This window comes from Bartonella sp. CR84HXZ, assembly GCF_042194535.1.
GTDB lineage: Bacteria > Pseudomonadota > Alphaproteobacteria > Rhizobiales > Rhizobiaceae > Bartonella > Bartonella grahamii.
Genome location: NZ_JBHIMY010000001.1, coordinates 262149 through 279540 on the forward strand (window position 1 = coordinate 262149; position 17392 = coordinate 279540).

The window sequence follows — 17392 nt, forward strand, 5'->3', positions numbered from 1 at the left end:
GATCTTTCTGTTGAAATCAGTAATCACGTCACCGAGTGCTTAAAAAAGAGTTCTGTGTAAAATATATTTTCTCCTCTCGAAAAAGCTTATTTCTTACAATGAATTCTTTTATAATATTCATTGATAGATTGATCATGTACTTATAACTTATCTTCTCTGTTAAATGAGATTTTTTGATTGTAGTCATATTTTCTTACTCGAATTTATCTTATTAAAAGTCAAAAAAGCTTATTAGTTGTAATCATAAGATAAATTATCGAAAGAATAAGAATGTATAGACTCAATATGGGCTTTATGGAGTCTATTACGAACAGATAGTGTAATGGGAATAAATATACCAATAACGCTGCGAAGGAATGGATTTGTTATTTTATAAAGATGAAAATAGTGGTGAAGTCCCCTCATAACAATGTGCATTTCAGATAAAAAAGCGGAGACAGAATACTATATGATTTTGAAAATAATAGTTGGTTGCTTTCACTAATCTAACGATGTTTCTATAGCAATATTGTTTTGTCCAAATAATCAAAAATAAAGTTCCAAAACAGATAGTTAATCGCTAAAAAAATGAAAACTACTTAAATTTTTGTTATATTTGGGAGGTTTGCTCTACAGATATTTCTTTGCACATGTTTTTGAATCAACAATGGTAATGCTCTTGTCAAATTTTCCTAAGAAGAATGAGGATCCGTATAAATAAAGTAGCATACATAGCATGATAAAACGTTATGTTTTTACAAACCTGCATTATTGTATTTTTCAACTTAAAATATTGCCAATTATTTTCACGTTTAGACAATTCATAAGGGGTATTTTTAGTCTTTATCTTAAATGTTTTTTTGATTCAACATATAGAAATTTTAAAAAACACTCATAGTATACGGTATTTTCAGTTAATAGATAGAAATGGTAAATTACTATTTATAAATCAATATTTTGATATTTTATTTTTCTTCTGTCATGATCGCTTGTTTAATTTTTGGTAGAATTTTTTTTTGATAAATTTGCCATGTTAAGGGACCAACATGTTTGGCAATGATGATGCTCTCTTTATTCAAGAGAAAGGTTTCTGGGGGTCCATATATTCCCCAATCAATAGCTGTATATCCTGAAACATCAAAGCCAATAAATTTAAAAGGATTACCAAAACTGTTTAAAAAGCGCAGGGCGTTTGTTTTGTTATCTTTATAATTAATACCAATCAGATCAAAACGTCTATCTTGTGCAATTTTCATAAGAATAGGATGCTCTTCGCGACAGGGCAAACACCAAGAGCCCCAAAAATTGACCAACGTGACACGTCCCTTAAACTGTTTTGAATTGAGATAACTTTCTTTATCAAGAAGAGGAAGATGAATATTGGGAGCAGGTTTTTCAGCTAATGCGTTTGGGAGAAGAGAAGAATCTTGAAGGTTTTTTTTATCCATAAAGTTGAAAAAAAGCACCACGAGAAGAAGAAAAAGCACAAATGGTCCCAAAAAAACAAGCAGAACAGGCAAAGATATATTTTTTCTAAGTTTTGGAGGGATGTTTTTCATTATACTTTTCTTTTTGTGACAACTCTTTTTTGTTTAGCTGTTGGAGAATTTTTTTTTGGTATAGCGCTTTGCAAAGAATATATCCAATAAGACATAAGAGGGATATTGCAGAAAGCACATAGCTTAAAATAACAATTTGCTCGTGTTTAAGGGTGCTAAGGAAAAAATCAATTTTCTGAGATAGATTTCCTAAAAGTCCGCCCTGGGTGCCGTTTAGGTCGAGCATGATGAAGAGTCCTGTTGTTGTGCACGACGGGATTTTTTAATCTGAAGTATTCGGATATAATAACTATTGATTTCATTTCGCATAGCCATCAAATAGAGTGCAATAAACATAAAGATAAAACAAAATAGCATTGTTATAAGGGGCCATAACATAGCATTGTCGATTGTTGATCCTCCAGCACGTAACAATGATGCTGGTTGATGCAATGTATTCCACCAATTAACGGAAAATTTAATAACAGGAATATTAACAAATCCAACAAGTGTAAGAATTGCAGTAGCGCGAGCGGCTTTTACTTGGTTGTCAAAAGCACGTCCAAGCAGGATAATGGAAAGATAGATAAAAAGCAGAATTAAAACTGATGTTAACCGTGCATCCCAGACCCACCATGTTCCCCATGTAGGTCGCCCCCAAAGTGCTCCTGTCATGAGAGCCAATGCGGTAAAAATCGCTCCAATAGGCGCTCCACATTTAAGTGCCACATCAGCAAGATGATATTTCCAAATCAGATTTCCTAATGCTGCTGCACTCATAGTTACATAACAGAATGTAGACAACCACGCAAAGGGTACATGAAGGTACATAATCTTAACAGTAATGCCTTGTTGATAGTCATCAGGGGAATACATCACCAGAATAAGTCCTAAAATAAGGAAACACAATGTTATGCCGGCCAACCAAGGTAAGACGATACTGCTTATTTTCATGAAAAGGGTGAAACTTGCAGGGAGTGACCTGATTTTATATGGACGAGATAGTTCATTCATGAAATTCATAATAGGCAGAGTTTTTCTATGCGGCAATCATCTTTTATTATTCTGATAAAAGTTTAAGCGTTATTGCAGCAACAAAAGAGCCAAAGAGACTCAAAATAAGTGAAAAAGCGCTGAGAAGAGCTAAGGACGTGAGAAAAGAAATATTTGGATTTATTGGGGCTGTAGCAGCCGAAACACCAAAAATCATAATTGGAATGATCCACGGCAAGATAATGATAAAAATAAGCAGAGTACTGTGCAACAATGAGGTTGCGAGTGCAGCGCCTATGGCGCCAATAAAAATAATGGCTGGTGTTCCGCATAAAAGGGTAAGTATTGTTGTAAAAGTTATTTTTGCATCTAAATGGAGCATGAGGGCTAAAATAGGTGTAGCAAAAATAAGAGGAAGCATTGTTCCTACCCAATGGGCAAGACATTTGGTAAAAACAATTAGTGTAAAACTTTGTCTTTTTCCTGAAAGGATAAATTGGTCGAGATTACCATCATCGCGATCGATTTGGAAAAGTTTGTTCAGATTGAGGAGTCCTGCAAGAAGGGCTCCAAACCACAATATACCAGGCCCTATTTGTGCAAGAATTTTGGGATTTGGTCCAATGGCAAAGGGGGTTATGACAACAACAGCGATAAAAAACAATAGTCCTGTTAGTGAAGAGGCTTGTGGCGCTAATAATAGTTTAAGGTCACGCCAGAACAGTGCTTTCATTTTATTCTCTCCTAGAGAGGTAAAAATTTTTCCAGAGCGATTTTATGGTTTTCTGGAATACCTAGGGAATTATGAGTTGCAGCGATAATCATACCACCTTGATTGAGATGACGCTGGAAAATACGAGCAAGGAGTTTTTGAGCATGGTTATCAAGTCCAGATATTGGTTCATCTAAAATCCAAAGAGGACGATAGGAGAGCAAAAGGCGAGCAATAGCTACGCGCCTTTGTTGTCCAGTTGACAGAGCTTTAAAGGGTAAATGTTCAAGGTTAGAAAGACCAATATCGGCAAGAACCTCATGCACAAAGCGTAAATGTTGACCGTAAAAATCTGCCCAAAATTGCAAATTGTCAATGACAGATAAGAGAGGTTTCATAGCATTTTGAGGACCAAGATAATGACACGCAGTTGCAACAGGGTATATTTGATTATGGTCTTTAAGTATTATATGACCTTCAGCAGCTTCAAGAAGACCGACAATGATTCGGAGTAATGTAGATTTTCCGATACCATTAGGACCGGTGATTGTCATCAGTTGCTGTGAAAATAAACAAAAAGAAAGACCTTTAAACAGAATTTCCTCGTTTCTGTAAGCGGCTAAATCTTTGCCTGATAACACCATGTGATTGCCTATTTTGTTTTTATTTTCATATTCTTTATTGCATTATAGAATAAAAAACACATTTTTTGTGCAATTGTACCTAGAATAGTTCTAGAAATAGTTCTATAAGAGATACCTTACATCAATATCTGGTGTAAAATGGTTTCTGGCGCTGATTTCCGCATTTGCCTACGAGAGGGTGGAGGGGGAAATGGATGGCGGAGGTGATTGCGTCTGCGCTCAAGCTGCGACCTTGACTCGTAGTTTGTGTTGTTCATTCCTGGAAATTGGGTGGTTATAGTATGAGGGTGGACAGTCATGACTCAAATTGATAGCTTTAATTGTCGCAAAGTATTAAATGTTGGTGGCAAAGAATATACTTATTATAGCTTGATCGAAGCGGAGAAGAATGGTCTTGAAGGTGTTTCTCGTTTACCGTTTTCGATGAAAGTTATTCTCGAAAATTTATTGCGATTTGAAGATGGTCGCACAGTTAAAAAAGAGGATATCCTCAATGTTGCTAAGTGGTTAAACGACAAAGGGAGCGCTGGGGCAGAAATTGCTTACCGTCCTGCACGTGTTCTTATGCAGGATTTTACAGGTGTTCCAGCAGTTGTTGATCTTTCTGCAATGCGTGATGCTATGGTTAAACTTGGCGGTAACGCTGAAAAAATCAATCCTCTCATTCCCGTTGATCTCATCATTGATCACTCAGTTATTGTTGATGCTTTTGGCAATTCCATGGCTTTTAAGGAAAACGTTGAGCATGAATATGAACGCAATGGTGAACGCTATCGTTTCCTTAAATGGGGGCAGCAAGCCTTTCAAAATTTTCGCGTTGTTCCTCCAGGAACAGGGATTTGTCATCAGGTTAACCTAGAATATTTAGCACAATGTGTATGGATGAAGAATGAAGAGGGGTGTGAGACGATTTATCCTGACACCTGTGTGGGAACTGATTCGCATACAACTATGGTTAATGGTTTAGGGGTTTTAGGTTGGGGTGTTGGTGGTATTGAAGCAGAAGCAGCAATGTTAGGCCAACCTGTTTCTATGTTGTTACCTGAAGTGATTGGTTTTCGTCTAACAGGTAAACTTAAAGAAGGTGTAACAGCCACCGATCTCGTATTGACGGTGACTCAAATGCTACGCCGGAAGGGTGTTGTCGGTAAATTTGTTGAGTTTTTTGGTCCTGGTTTGGAGCAGATGACGCTTGCTGATCGGGCAACGATTGGAAATATGGCACCTGAATATGGAGCAACGTGTGGTTTTTTCCCAATTGATAAGGAGACAGTGCGTTATCTCAATATGACAGGGCGTGATGAAAATCGGATTGCCTTAGTAGAAGCTTACACCAAAGCACAAGGGATGTGGCATGACGAAATGGTGGCTCATCCCATTTTTAGTGATACAATTGAATTGGATATGGGAACTGTTGTTCCTTCTATGGCTGGTCCTAAACGTCCTGAAGGACGTATTGCATTGGAAAACGTTGGGCAGGGTTTTGAGAAGGCATTGGTCGAAGACTATAAGAAGACTTCTGAACAAAATAAGCGTTATCGGGTCGAGGGTGAAGAATATACGCTTGGTCACGGTGATGTGGTGATCGCTGCGATTACGTCGTGTACGAATACATCGAATCCAAGTGTTCTTATTGCAGCGGGTCTTTTGGCAAGAAATGCAGTGGCAAAAGGTCTCAAGAGCAAACCATGGGTAAAAACTTCTCTTGCACCAGGTTCACAAGTCGTTGAAGCTTACCTTCAAAATTCGGGTCTGCAAAAAGATTTAGATGCATTAGGATTTAACTTAGTAGGATTTGGGTGCACAACATGTATTGGGAATTCTGGTCCTTTGCATCCAGCTATTTCCAAAACGATTAATGACAATGGTATAATTGCATCTGCAGTTCTTTCGGGAAATCGTAATTTTGAAGGGCGTGTTTCCCCTGATGTGCAAGCGAATTATTTAGCTTCACCACCGTTAGTTGTTGCACATGCGCTCATCGGGACGGTGTGTAAAGATTTAACCAAGGAACCTCTTGGTGAAGATTCAAATGGCCAACCCATTTATTTGAGAGATATTTGGCCAACCTCTCAAGAAATACAGGAATTCATCGAAAAAAATGTCACGCGTAAGGTTTTTGCTGAAAAGTATGCAGATGTTTTTAAGGGAGATGAAAATTGGCAAAAAGTTCAGATTCCTACGGGTTCTACCTATTCTTGGGATGAGCAATCCACTTATGTACGCAATCCACCTTATTTCGATGATATGCAGAAAACACCTGATATCTTACCAGATATTAAAGATGCACGGATTTTGGGTTTATTTGGTGATAAAATCACGACGGATCATATTTCTCCTGCTGGTTCTATTAAAGCAGCTTCTCCTGCCGGAAAATATTTAATGGATCATGGTGTTAAAGTGGCTGATTTTAATCAGTATGGAACGCGTCGTGGGAATCATGAAGTTATGGTGCGTGGGACCTTTGCCAATATTCGCATTCGTAATTTCATGTTGGGGGAAAATGGTCGGGAAGGAGGTTATACGGTTCATTATCCGTCAGCGGTAGAACAGGCCATTTACGATGCAGCAATGGCGTATAAACAAGAAGGTACTCCACTTGTTGTTTTTGCTGGTATTGAATATGGCAATGGATCATCGCGCGATTGGGCAGCCAAAGGTACCAATCTTCTTGGTATAAAAGCAGTGATTGTACAGTCTTTTGAAAGGATTCATCGCTCTAATCTTGTTGGTATGGGCATTGTTCCCTTTGTCTTTGAGGAGGGTGTAAGTTGGAAATCTTTAGGCTTAAAGGGAGATGAAAAGGTGACAATTGAAGGAATTCATAACTTGAAACCTCGTCAAAAGACAGTAGCGAAAATTACTTTTTCTGATGGTACGATAAAAACCGCTCCGTTATTATGCCGTATCGATACTGAAGATGAGCTAGATTATTTGCATCATGGGGGAATTTTGCAATATGTCTTGCGTAAGTTAGCTGTTTAAATTCTTTTGTTTGTTAAGGAATATCTATTATTAAGCTATAAAGTTGCGGATCAAAGAGTTTGGCTTCGTTTTTTTATGACTATCTTTGAAAATCTAATTGACGTTAGCTTTGGGATTGCGCTATAAGCCACACAGTTATAGGCAGCTTTATAGTTTTGCTTGGGTTGAATTTATTTATATTGGTAGAGTTGTCATTTAGACTCATTTTACCAAGGTGTTGAAAGAGAGATTATATTTATGGCGAATACACCTTCTGCTCGAAAAGCGGTGCGCAAGGTTGCAACGCGCACACAGGTTAATAAGGCCCGCCGTTCGCGCGTTCGTACCTTTATACGTAAGTTTGATGATGCTTTAGCGGGTGGCGATAAGGCATCTGCAGAGATTGCATTTAAGAATTTTGAGCCTGAAATTATGCGTGCGGTTTCTAAAGGGGTTTTTCATAAAAATGCTGCTGCGAGGAAGGTATCGCGTTTAGCTAAACGTTTGAAGGCTCTCAGCGTTTAAGCTTTTTCTCCTTTATTGAGAATCAAGCCAGTATCCATGAGGATGCTGGCTTTTTGTTTATTATTTCAAAAAGTTTCTATTGAAAATAAGAATCGATAATGATTCTCCTCTTGAAAAAGGAGAGAAAGTTTATAGGGGGAGTATGGTTATCCACAAGCTTTGTGGATTTTTACAGAGTCTTTTTTGTCAAGCATTTTATTTTTTTTTTTTAATCTGAGGAGATTCTTTAATTATTGGTAAATTTAGAGAAAAAAAATGAATTGAATCAATATTTTTTTCATTCCTCATTGATACAAGCATTTTTTTCGGGTTTTTTGATTTTATTTTGACCTCTTGCATTTTACCTCTGCTGTTTTGTATGGTTCTTATGAAGACTAAAAAGCATGAAGGGGTCACACCAGCACATTGTTCTATATTTTGTTGAGTACAAGATGTTTTGACTTAGGCTTTTCGAAGCTTTTGTACTGGAAAGGTTTTCTGACGATTTTTTAGTTTTCTGAATAGATATGTTTACCATTTTAGAAGGGTGGGTCATATCATGAGTGCAAGTAAATCTTATTGGTCATCTTTGTTAGTGGGGTTGTGATGAGGCTATCCTAGGGGAGGGTGAGTAATCTTATTTGGGGTAGGGCGTTTTGCCTTCGCTAGATTTATTTTAGCTGTTTGGCAGGACAAAATTTTATTTTTATCAGGATGGAAGATGGTGGATAAATTGAACTCTAAAGCTAGTTCCTTTAAAAGGGTTTCGGTGAATATCCTGTCAGCAGAGAACATAATAAAGAATAGGATGACGGAGAGTGATGAGGATGTTCGTAGAAATGCTTCTATAGGGCATTCTATTGTTTCAGAGGAGGAAAGTGCGGCGGCTTTTATACGTGTTATGGCGCAATTAAAGGTGCAGGTTGGTGTTGAGGCTTATACCAGTTGGTTTGGACGTGTGAAGCTTGCTGAATATAGCCATACTCTTGTAAAGCTTTCTGTTCCTACTGCTTTTTTACGTTCATGGATTAATAATCACTATGGTTCTCTTTTGACTCATTTATGGAAACAAGAGAATTCAGCAATTCTTCGTGTTGAAGTTATTGTTCGTGGTATGGAACGCGTTTCAAGAGACGTCGTTTGTAAAAGAAGTGTTCCTTCTGTTGTGCTAGAGGAGCAGGCGACTTCATCTTTTGTTGAAAGTTGTGCAGAGCATTCAGTTAAGAGTTCTCAAACGGGAGTTTTTGGATCTCCGCTTGATTCGCGCTATACTTTTGAAAGTTTTGTTGAGGGGGCTTCTAATCGTGTTGCTTTAGCAGCTGCGCGTTCAATTGCGGAGGGGCATAAAAGTGCTTTGCGTTTTAATCCTCTTTTTATTCACGCATCTGTTGGTTTAGGAAAAACACATTTGCTTCAGGCGATTGCTGCTTCTGCATTGAAGCGTTTAACGTCTGCGCGCGTTATTTATTTAACTGCTGAATATTTTATGTGGCGTTTTGCAACAGCTATTCGTGATAATGATGCTCTTTCTTTTAAAGAACAGCTTCGTGATATCGACCTTTTGATTATTGATGATATGCAGTTTTTGCAGGGTAAGTCGATACAACATGAGTTTTGCCATTTGCTTAATATGTTGCTTGATAGTGCAAAACAAGTTGTTGTCGCTGCAGATCGTCCGCCAGCAGAATTAGAATCGCTTGATCTTCGCGTTCGTTCTCGTCTTCAGGGAGGGGTAGCTCTTGAAATTGAAGCACCAGATTATGAAATGCGTTTGCAAATGTTGCGCCAGCGGTTGAAGGTGGCACAACAAGATGATGGCATGGTATCAATTTCTGATGATATCTTGGAATATATTGCGAAAACGGTTTTAGGGTCGGGGCGTGATATTGAAGGTGCATTTAATCAGCTCTTGTTTCGTCAATCTTTTGAGTCTGATTTATCTTTAGAGCGGATTGATGAGTTATTAGGTCACTTGACACGTCCTGGTGAACCTAAGCGCATTCGGATTGAAGAAATTCAGCGTACGGTAGCACGTCATTATAATGTTTCTAAACAGGACTTGTTATCTAATCGTCGAACACGTACGGTTGTGAAGCCACGGCAAGTTGCAATGTATTTAGCAAAAGTATTAACTCCTCGCTCGTTGCCAGAAATTGGGCGTCGTTTTGGTGGGCGTGATCATACAACAGTTTTACACGCTGTGCGTAAAATTGAAGATTTGGTTTGTGGTGATCAGACCTTGGCTAAGGAACTTGAATTGCTTAAGCGGTTGATTGGAGAACAGGCTGTATAGTGTTTATTGTTTCTTTCTTTGGAGAAACTTTAAAGAATTTAATGAAAAGATTTATTTTTTCTTGTGCAGGAGTGACTTGCCATTTTAAGAGAGGTTTAATAAAGTCTAGCAGGCGATTCTTTGAAGAGGATCTATTTTTAATGCTAAGGAATTCTTATAGTTTTTAGTAAATCATACGGGGCTTTTATGCGTATTACAGTTGATCGCAGTCAATTTCTCAAGTCTCTTGGTCGGGTTCACCGTGTGGTAGAGCGCCGTAATACTGTTCCTATTTTATCGAATATGCTGATTGATGCAGAAAATGGTTCTGTGCAGTTAAAAGCAACAGACCTTGATTTAGAGGTTACGGAATCTTTTGCAGTTAATGTTAAACAAGCTGGAGCAACAACTGTTCCAGCACATTTGCTCTATGATATCATTCGAAAACTTCCTGATAGCAATGAAGTTGTATTATCCGTCGATGAGAATCAGGCAGGTACAATGTCCGTTGTTTCGGGTTGTGCACATTTTCAGCTTCAATGTCTTCCGAAGGCAGATTTTCCAGAGTCGCTTCCTGGGCAGTTTGGTTATCGTTTTTCTCTATCGGCATCAAGCTTAAAACATTTACTTGATTGTACGCAGTTTGCTATTTCTACTGAAGAAACCCGTTATTATCTTAATGGTATTTATTTACATGTTATTAATGACGGTGTTTTGAAATTGCGTTTGGTTGCAACTGATGGTCATCGTTTGGCACAAGTTGAGATGGAAGCTCCTTCAGGAGTTGAGGGAATGCCCGGTGTTATTGTCCCCCGTAAAGCTGTAGGAGAATTGCAAAAACTTCTTTCAGAAGAAAATGATAGCGATGTATGTATAGAGCTTTCAGAGACAAAGATTCGTTTTTCTGTAGGTTCTGTGATTTTTACATCAAAATTAATTGATGGAACATTTCCGGATTATCAACGTGTTATCCCTCTTGGAAATGATAAAGAATTAATTGTTAATAGGCAGGACTTTTCTTCTGCAGTTGATCGTGTTTCAACGATTTCAAGTGATCGGGGGCGTGCAGTTAAATTAACGATTGAGCACGGACAGTTAAGGCTTGTTGTTAATAGCCCAGATTCGGGCAGTGCAGAAGATCAATTATCAGTAACTTATGCATCTGAACCGCTTGAGATAGGATTTAATTCACGTTATCTTTTGGATATTGCTGGGCAGCTTTCAAGTGACGAGATGGTTTTTATGTTGGCTGAGGCTGGAGCACCAGCTCTGATTCGTGATAATGATGATGTGGATGTGCTCTATGTACTGATGCCTATTCGCGTTTAGGGGCAATTGTTTTGCAATGCATGGCCAGTCATGTGCACAAAGTGGCAGTGAGGCAGCTGAAGCTTTTACGTTATCGCAATTATCCTTTTTTCAATATTCATTTTTCTGGTCAGCATGTGGTTTTTACCGGCCATAACGGTGCTGGTAAGACGAATCTTTTGGAGGCGTTATCTTTTCTTTCTCCTGGTCGTGGTTTGCGGCGTGCTGCTTATTCTGACGTTAGCTTTGTAGATGGTGGCGGTGGAGGATTTGTTGTATTTGCGCGTCTTGAATGCGCTCTTTATGGTGAAGTAAAGATTGGTACAGCTTTGGAGGTTAGCGATAACAGTCGAAAAGTCCATATTAATGGTGTAAATGAGTCGGGTGATTGCCTAACAGATTATTGTCATATTAGTGTCCTAACACCATCCATGGATGGTCTTTTTACAGGTCCTTCGCTTGAGCGCCGTAGTTTTTTGGATCGTATGGTTTTGGCGATTGATCCCTTGCATAGGCGCCGTATAGCCGATTATGATAGAGCTATGCGCGCACGTAATCGTTTGTTTTTAGATGGAAATGAAGATTATGCTTGGTTTGATGCTTTAGAAAAGCAGATGGCAGAACTGGCGACAGCTATTTCTGCGGCGCGTGTTGATGTTATTCGTCTTTTAAATGATATGTTTACACAAATGCCATCACAGATACCTTTTCCACGAGCTTTTTTGCAAATTGATGGTTTTTTGGAAACAGCTCTTAGTGAAATATCAGCAATTGAAGTTGAAGAGCAATTTTGTGATCGATTGCGGCATAATCGCGCAATGGACCGTGCTGCTGGGCGGACGTTAGAAGGACCACATCGCGCAGATTTGCAGGTTTTTTATGCTGATAAAAATATGGTAGCCGCATCGTGTTCAACAGGTGAACAAAAAGCGCTGCTGACAGGTTTAGTTTTGTGTCATGCACGTCTAACAGGTATGATGTCGGAAAAAGCTCCTATTCTTCTTCTTGATGAAATGGCTGCTCATCTTGATTCGCATCGACGTGCTGCTTTATTTGATATTCTTGATGATTTAGCTGTACAAACATTTATGACAGGAACAGATCGTCTTTTATTTGATGACTTAAAAGGACGCGCAGAATTCTTTGAGATTAAGGATGGGGCTTTATTGTCGTAAAAACATGCTAAATATTTTTTTTAATAAGTGATAGGTCTAAAAGAAAAGGCATGCTATGTCTGAGATGATAACGATTTTAAATGGTCCTAATTTAAATTTTCTAGGTCAACGTGAGCCAGAAATTTATGGAACTGAGACTCTGGAAGATATTGAAAAAAGATGCAGAGAATGGGCAAAAAAAAATGATATCATAATAAATTTTTATCAAAGTAACTGTGAAGGGCAGTTGGTAGCTTGGATACAAGAAGCAATAGAGGCAAGTTCTGGATTGATCATTAACCCAGCGGCTTACAGTCATACATCTGTTGCACTTCTTGATGCCCTAAAAATGTTTTCAGGGCCGAAAGTAGAAGTTCATTTATCTCATATTTACCAGCGTGAAGCTTTTCGTCACCACTCTTATACATCTGCAGGTGTAGACGCTATCATAACTGGGTGTGGAGGTGATGGATATTGGTTTGCACTTGAATATATTGCAAAACAATTAAGCAAAACAATTAAATTGTGATAGGTAAAGAATAAGCGTTTGATAAGAGTAATATAGGCATTGAATTCACTTGATAATTATTTTCAAATCTGTACAATATGAGGTATATATATTTTATGACAATTTTTGGTGCATATGACGGGGGTAAATAGAGATGAAAAGCTTTGTTCGACAATTAGAAATGCTTGTGATTTTAGGGGGAGCACTGCTTTTATCTGGTTGTAAAATTGATGTTATACAGCCATCAGGTTATGTTGCACGTCAACAGCTCATTTTGATAGTTGTTTGTGTGGTGGTGATGCTTTGTGTTGTCATCCCAGTTATGGTGAGTGTGGTATTTTTAGCTATAAAATATCGCGCATCGAATATGAAAGCGGACTATTCTCCTGATTGGGCGCATTCAAATAAAATTGAAGCGTTGATGTGGGGTATTCCAATTGTAATTGTAATGGTTTTAGGTTCATTAACAGCTTATTATACTTATAAGCTGGAACCTACAAATCCTCTCCCAGTGGAAGTTGTAGGTGAAGGAAAGCCATTACAGATTGATGCCGTTTCTCTTGATTGGAAATGGCTTTTTATTTATCCTGAATATGGTGTTGCATCGATTAATGAGATTTATGCGCCTGAAGGACGTCAGGTTTTATTGCAATTGACGTCAGAGAATTCTGTCAATGCTTTTTGGGTCCCCAAACTGGGTACAGTTCTTTACGCTATGCCGCAGATGAATGCTAAGTTGCATTTGGTCGCTGAAGAGCAAGGAGTATTCAAAGGAACCTCAGCAAATTACAGTGGTGATGGTTTTTCGAGTATGCGGTTTAAGTGGCATTCTGTGTCTTTGCAGGACTTTGAGGATTGGATTGTAAAAGCTCGGGCTAATGGTCGAGTACTTGATCGTGCATCTTATCGTCAACTTTCTATTGCGCCTCGTATGGGTGATATTGCTGCGAAGAAAAAAGATGCTGAAGTTCGTTATTTTGCACCTGTTGAGAAGCGCCTTTACTATCGTGTTGTTAATCGATGTGTCGATGAAAATACGGTATGTAATGAGGATTTAATGAAACGTGCTGCTGCTCAGACTCTATGGGGTGCACTATGTTCAGTATTTGATCCTGATGTTATTTAAAGGGTCAGTAAAGAAAGAGCCCTTTTAACATAAGGTTTCTTTTAAACTTGAATTTCATTTGAAATGGGTTGAGAAATGTTTGGAAGACTTACAGATCCTACGGCAGGTGCTTTTCATGCACTTGCACATGAGCCGATCGTTTTATACACGTGTATTGCGATTGTTGTGGTTGGTTTAATTGCTGTTGTTGCTCTAACAGCACTTGGGTGGTGGGGGATTCTATGGCGAAATTGGATTACAACTGTTGACCATAAACGCATAGGCATTATGTACATAGTTCTTGGAATTATTATGCTTGTTCGCGGTTTTGCGGACGCACTCATGATGCGAACACATCAAGCTTTAGCTCTTGGGAGTGAAAGTGCAGGTTATTTGCCCCCTGACCATTTTGATCAAATTTTTTCGGCGCATGGCACTATCATGATTTTTTTCATGGCTACGCCTATTTTATTTGGCCTTTTTAATTATCTTATACCGCTTCAAATTGGTGCGCGTGATGTTGCTTTTCCCTTTGCAAATAATCTAGGTTTTTGGATTACGGCTGCAGGGGCAATATTGATTAACATATCCCTAGGTGTTGGGAATTTTGGTCGTGGTGGCTGGTTGATGTATCCACCTTTTACAGAATTGCAAACGAGTCCGGATACAGGGGTAGACTATTATTTATGGTCACTTCAACTTTCTGGTATAGCGACAACAATGGGGGCGGTCAATTTTGTTGCGACTTTGATTAAGATGCGTGCTCCTGGGATGACGATGATGAGAATGCCTGTTTTTTGTTGGAGCGCTTTTGTTAGCAATGTCCTTATTTTAGTTATTTACCCTGTCTTAACTGTAGCATTTGCACTCTTGGCATGCGATCGTTATTTGGGCATGAATTTCTTTTCCAATGTTGGTGGCGGAAATCCGATGGTATGGATTAACTATGTTTGGGTTTTTGGTCATCCTGAGGTTTATGTTTTGGTTGTTCCTGCTTTTGGAATTGTTTCTGAGGTTGTATCAACTTTTTCTTCAAAACGCCTCTTTGGTTATACTTCGATGATATGGGCCATGTTGGTTATTTTGATTCTTTCGCTTCTTGTTTGGGGACATCATTTCTTCACAATGGGTGGCGGTGAAGCTGTGAATACTTTCTTTGGTATTGCGACAATGATTATTGCCGTTCCAACAGGTGTAAAAGTCTTTAATTGGCTGCTAACTATGTATAAGGGGCGGATTCGCTTTGAGCCTCCAATGCTTTGGTGCATGGGAATGATCTTTACATTTGTTGGTGGTGGATTAACTGGTGTTTTGTTATCTATTGTGCCAGCTGATTGGCAGTTTCATAATTCGTTGTTTTTGGTAGCGCATTTCCATCATACAATTATTGGGGGTGTCGTTTTTGCGTACTTAGCGGGGATTGCATTTTGGTTTCCAAAAGTTTTTGGTTATAAACCAAATCGGGCATTGGGTATTGCATCTTTCTGGTGTTGGTTCATTGGTTTTTACCTTGCCTTTTTCCCAGTCTATGCACTTGGTTTAATGGGTGGGACACGTCGTCTCCAGCATTATATGGAACCTAGTTGGCAACCGATGTTTATGATTGCTGCATTGGGCGCTTTTATTATTTTGCTTGGTATCCTTTGTTTTGTGCTGCAAGTTGTTTTGGCGATTTGGTACGGTATCAAACATAAGGGACGTTTACCTGTAACATTAAATGATTCTTGGGGTGATGCACGGACTCTTGAATGGTCTATCTCTTCACCGCCTCCTTCTTACAATTTTGCAATAGTTCCGAAAATACAGTCTGATGACGCTTATTGGAATATGAAGAAAAGTGGTTATCAACGTCCTACCAGTGGATTTACAAAAATTCATATGCCGTCCAATACATCGGCTGGAATTATTGCGGGATTCTTCTCGTTAGTTGTTGGTTTTGCGCTTGTCTGGCATATTTGGTGGCTTGTTGCGGTCGGCTTGATTGGTTTTATTGCAACGCTTGTGTGTCATTCATTAACAGGTGACCATCATGGTTATTATATTCCGGCTGAAGAAGTACAAAAAACTGAAGATGCCTTTACAGCTGTTCTTAAAGAACAAGGAGTGACAGTATGAGTGCAGTAACAATAAATAATGTGAGTGCTGTGGATGAACATCACCACGATAATAGTTCGGTAATGACGTTTGGTTTTTGGGTCTATATTCTTTCAGATTTGATCCTGTTTTCGACACTTTTTTCAAGTTTTGCTGTTTTTTCTGCTTCTTATGGTGGTGGTAAGGCGGGCAATGAGTTTATTGATTTAAAATTTGTTTTGGTTGAGACTGCTTTCTTGTTGTTTTCATCCGTCACTTATGGTTTTACAATGGTACAAGCACATAAAAATAACATCAGTGGTGTGCGTTTATGGATGACTATTACCTTTGTATTTGGCTGTTGCTTCATTGGTATGGAACTTTACGAATTTCATGAACTTTTGGGTGAGGTCTTTTATTACGATCCAAATGCTTATGCTGGTATTGATTCTGCAACAGGTTTACAGCTTTTTGGTCGGGAGATTCTCTCTGCTTATTGGTCAGCATTTTTTGCTTTGGTTGGCACCCATGGACTTCACGTAAGTGTTGGTCTTCTTTGGATGGTTGTGATGTTTTTTCATCTTCGTCGTAATGGCTTGGATCAGAACAATAAGACACGTTTAGCATGCCTTTCCATTTTTTGGCATTTACTTGATATTGTATGGGTTGGTGTTTTCACCATGGTTTATCTATTAGGAGCGTTGTGATGAGCATGCAAAATGAAACACATGGTCCCAGTACTGGTTCATATTTAGTCGGTTTTATTCTGGCTGTATTTTTCACTTTGGGTTCTTTTGTTCCTGTGATGTATGGAATGATGGAAAGTTGGGCAGTTAGTACAAAGGTTGCGTATCTTATTGGGATGGCGATTATTCAGATTATAGTACAAATTGTTTTCTTTTTGCACTTGAATTCTGGTCCAGATGCCAAGTGGAATTTAAGCGCGTTGTGGTTTGCTGCTATTTGCGTTTTTGTTATTATTGGGGGAACTTGGTGGGCTATTTCTCATTTGAATTATAATATGATGGGTGGCTCAGGACGTGTTATTGAACCGGAAATATCAAGTAGAGATGATTCTTCAGTATCTGAGCAGTTATCAAACAAAGATATATCCGTAAGAAAACAGCCAGAAAAGATACAGGGCTCAGAAATGCCCATGGGGCAGGGGCTAAGTACGCAAACTCCTGTAGATCAAGTTCCTGGTTCAGAAATGCCCATGGAGCAGGGGCTAAGTACGCAAACTCCTGTAGATCAAGTTCCTGGTTCAGAAATGCCCATGGGGCAGGGGCTAAGTACGCAAACTCCTGTAGATCAAGTTCCTAGTTCAGAAATGCCCATGGGGCAGGGGCTAAGTACGCAAACTCCTGTAGATCAAGTTCCTAGTTCAGAAATGCCTATGGAGCAGGGGTTAAGTACGCAGTCTCCTGTGGAGTAATTGTTAGAAATACCTGTGGAGCTGATGCGGCGTGTATCAGCTCTTACAAAAAATTCGTAGGATATTAAAGAGGGGTTAAGTGCAAGATATCAGTGGAATGAGTATCATGATTTTGAATGTACTTTTATTTTAAAAGAGAAAGTCCATGGAGTATTGAGTCAAGCTTTAATTTTTGAGACAAATAGCTATTTGTAGAATATACA

The 17392-nt window shown here is 38.8% G+C and carries 15 protein-coding genes; 10 read left to right on the forward strand and 5 right to left on the reverse strand.

Going from position 1 to position 17392, the window contains the following annotated elements; translation table 11 throughout:
* Nucleotides 1-944: 944 nt before the first annotated feature.
* Genes ACFIKD_RS01030 through ccmA form a run of 5 tightly spaced genes read right to left on the reverse strand, consistent with a single transcriptional unit; the run spans nt 945 to nt 3866 of the window.
* Nucleotides 945-1538, reverse strand: coding sequence for a DsbE family thiol:disulfide interchange protein (locus tag ACFIKD_RS01030; protein WP_375644389.1), 594 nt, complete (start codon nt 1536-1538; stop codon nt 945-947).
* Nucleotides 1513-1764 carry a hypothetical protein gene (locus tag ACFIKD_RS01035; RefSeq protein WP_375644390.1) on the reverse strand — a complete coding sequence of 84 codons (252 nt, stop codon included), beginning with the start codon at nt 1762-1764 and terminating at the stop codon, nt 1513-1515. Before ACFIKD_RS01035 ends, ACFIKD_RS01030 begins: the two co-directional genes overlap by 26 nt.
* On the reverse strand, nt 1752-2531 hold the full coding sequence (locus ACFIKD_RS01040; protein ID WP_375646978.1) for a heme ABC transporter permease: 780 nt from the start codon (nt 2529-2531) through the stop codon (nt 1752-1754). Before ACFIKD_RS01040 ends, ACFIKD_RS01035 begins: the two co-directional genes overlap by 13 nt.
* 46 nt (nt 2532-2577) lie before the next feature.
* Entirely contained in the window at nt 2578-3243 is a 666-nt protein-coding gene (gene ccmB / locus ACFIKD_RS01045) for a heme exporter protein CcmB (RefSeq protein WP_375646979.1), read from the reverse strand.
* Nucleotides 3244-3254: 11 nt separating this feature from the next.
* A complete protein-coding gene (gene ccmA / locus ACFIKD_RS01050) occupies nt 3255-3866 on the reverse strand; it encodes a heme ABC exporter ATP-binding protein CcmA (RefSeq protein WP_375635432.1) in 612 nt (203 codons plus the stop codon).
* A gap of 297 nt (nt 3867-4163) precedes the next feature.
* Between ccmA and acnA the strand changes: the two genes are divergently transcribed.
* The 10 genes from acnA to cyoD all read left to right on the forward strand — a co-directional run bounded on the left by acnA (nt 4164) and on the right by cyoD (nt 17189).
* A complete protein-coding gene (gene acnA / locus ACFIKD_RS01055) occupies nt 4164-6851 on the forward strand; it encodes an aconitate hydratase AcnA (protein ID WP_375646981.1) in 2688 nt (895 codons plus the stop codon).
* A gap of 237 nt (nt 6852-7088) precedes the next feature.
* Nucleotides 7089-7355: a 30S ribosomal protein S20 gene (gene rpsT / locus ACFIKD_RS01060; protein ID WP_375644393.1), complete on the forward strand. Its 267-nt coding sequence runs from the start codon at nt 7089-7091 to the stop codon at nt 7353-7355.
* A 700-nt stretch (nt 7356-8055) separates the two neighbouring features.
* The gene (gene dnaA / locus ACFIKD_RS01065; RefSeq protein WP_375635435.1) at nt 8056-9627 is read left to right on the forward strand and encodes a chromosomal replication initiator protein DnaA; all 1572 of its coding nucleotides are present in this window, start codon (nt 8056-8058) and stop codon (nt 9625-9627) included.
* Nucleotides 9628-9813: 186 nt separating this feature from the next.
* Nucleotides 9814-10935 carry a DNA polymerase III subunit beta gene (gene dnaN, locus ACFIKD_RS01070; protein ID WP_375646982.1) on the forward strand — a complete coding sequence of 374 codons (1122 nt, stop codon included), beginning with the start codon at nt 9814-9816 and terminating at the stop codon, nt 10933-10935.
* Between the two features lie 20 nt (nt 10936-10955).
* Nucleotides 10956-12089, forward strand: a complete 1134-nt coding sequence (gene recF, locus ACFIKD_RS01075) for a DNA replication/repair protein RecF (protein ID WP_375644395.1) — start codon at nt 10956-10958, stop codon at nt 12087-12089.
* Nucleotides 12090-12144: 55 nt separating this feature from the next.
* The gene (aroQ, locus tag ACFIKD_RS01080) at nt 12145-12597 is read left to right on the forward strand and encodes a type II 3-dehydroquinate dehydratase (RefSeq protein ID WP_026500128.1); all 453 of its coding nucleotides are present in this window, start codon (nt 12145-12147) and stop codon (nt 12595-12597) included.
* Nucleotides 12598-12730: 133 nt separating this feature from the next.
* The gene (cyoA, locus tag ACFIKD_RS01085) at nt 12731-13702 is read left to right on the forward strand and encodes a ubiquinol oxidase subunit II (RefSeq protein WP_273787465.1); all 972 of its coding nucleotides are present in this window, start codon (nt 12731-12733) and stop codon (nt 13700-13702) included.
* A gap of 75 nt (nt 13703-13777) precedes the next feature.
* Nucleotides 13778-15796 (forward strand): cytochrome o ubiquinol oxidase subunit I, encoded by a 2019-nt coding sequence (gene cyoB / locus ACFIKD_RS01090; RefSeq protein ID WP_375619283.1) that lies wholly within the window; start codon nt 13778-13780, stop codon nt 15794-15796.
* Nucleotides 15793-16461, forward strand: coding sequence for a cytochrome (ubi)quinol oxidase subunit III (locus ACFIKD_RS01095; RefSeq protein ID WP_375646983.1), 669 nt, complete (start codon nt 15793-15795; stop codon nt 16459-16461). Before cyoB ends, ACFIKD_RS01095 begins: the two co-directional genes overlap by 4 nt.
* Entirely contained in the window at nt 16461-17189 is a 729-nt protein-coding gene (gene cyoD, locus ACFIKD_RS01100; protein WP_375646985.1) for a cytochrome o ubiquinol oxidase subunit IV, read from the forward strand. The genes ACFIKD_RS01095 and cyoD overlap by 1 nt, the downstream gene beginning before the upstream one ends.
* Nucleotides 17190-17392 lie beyond the last annotated feature (203 nt).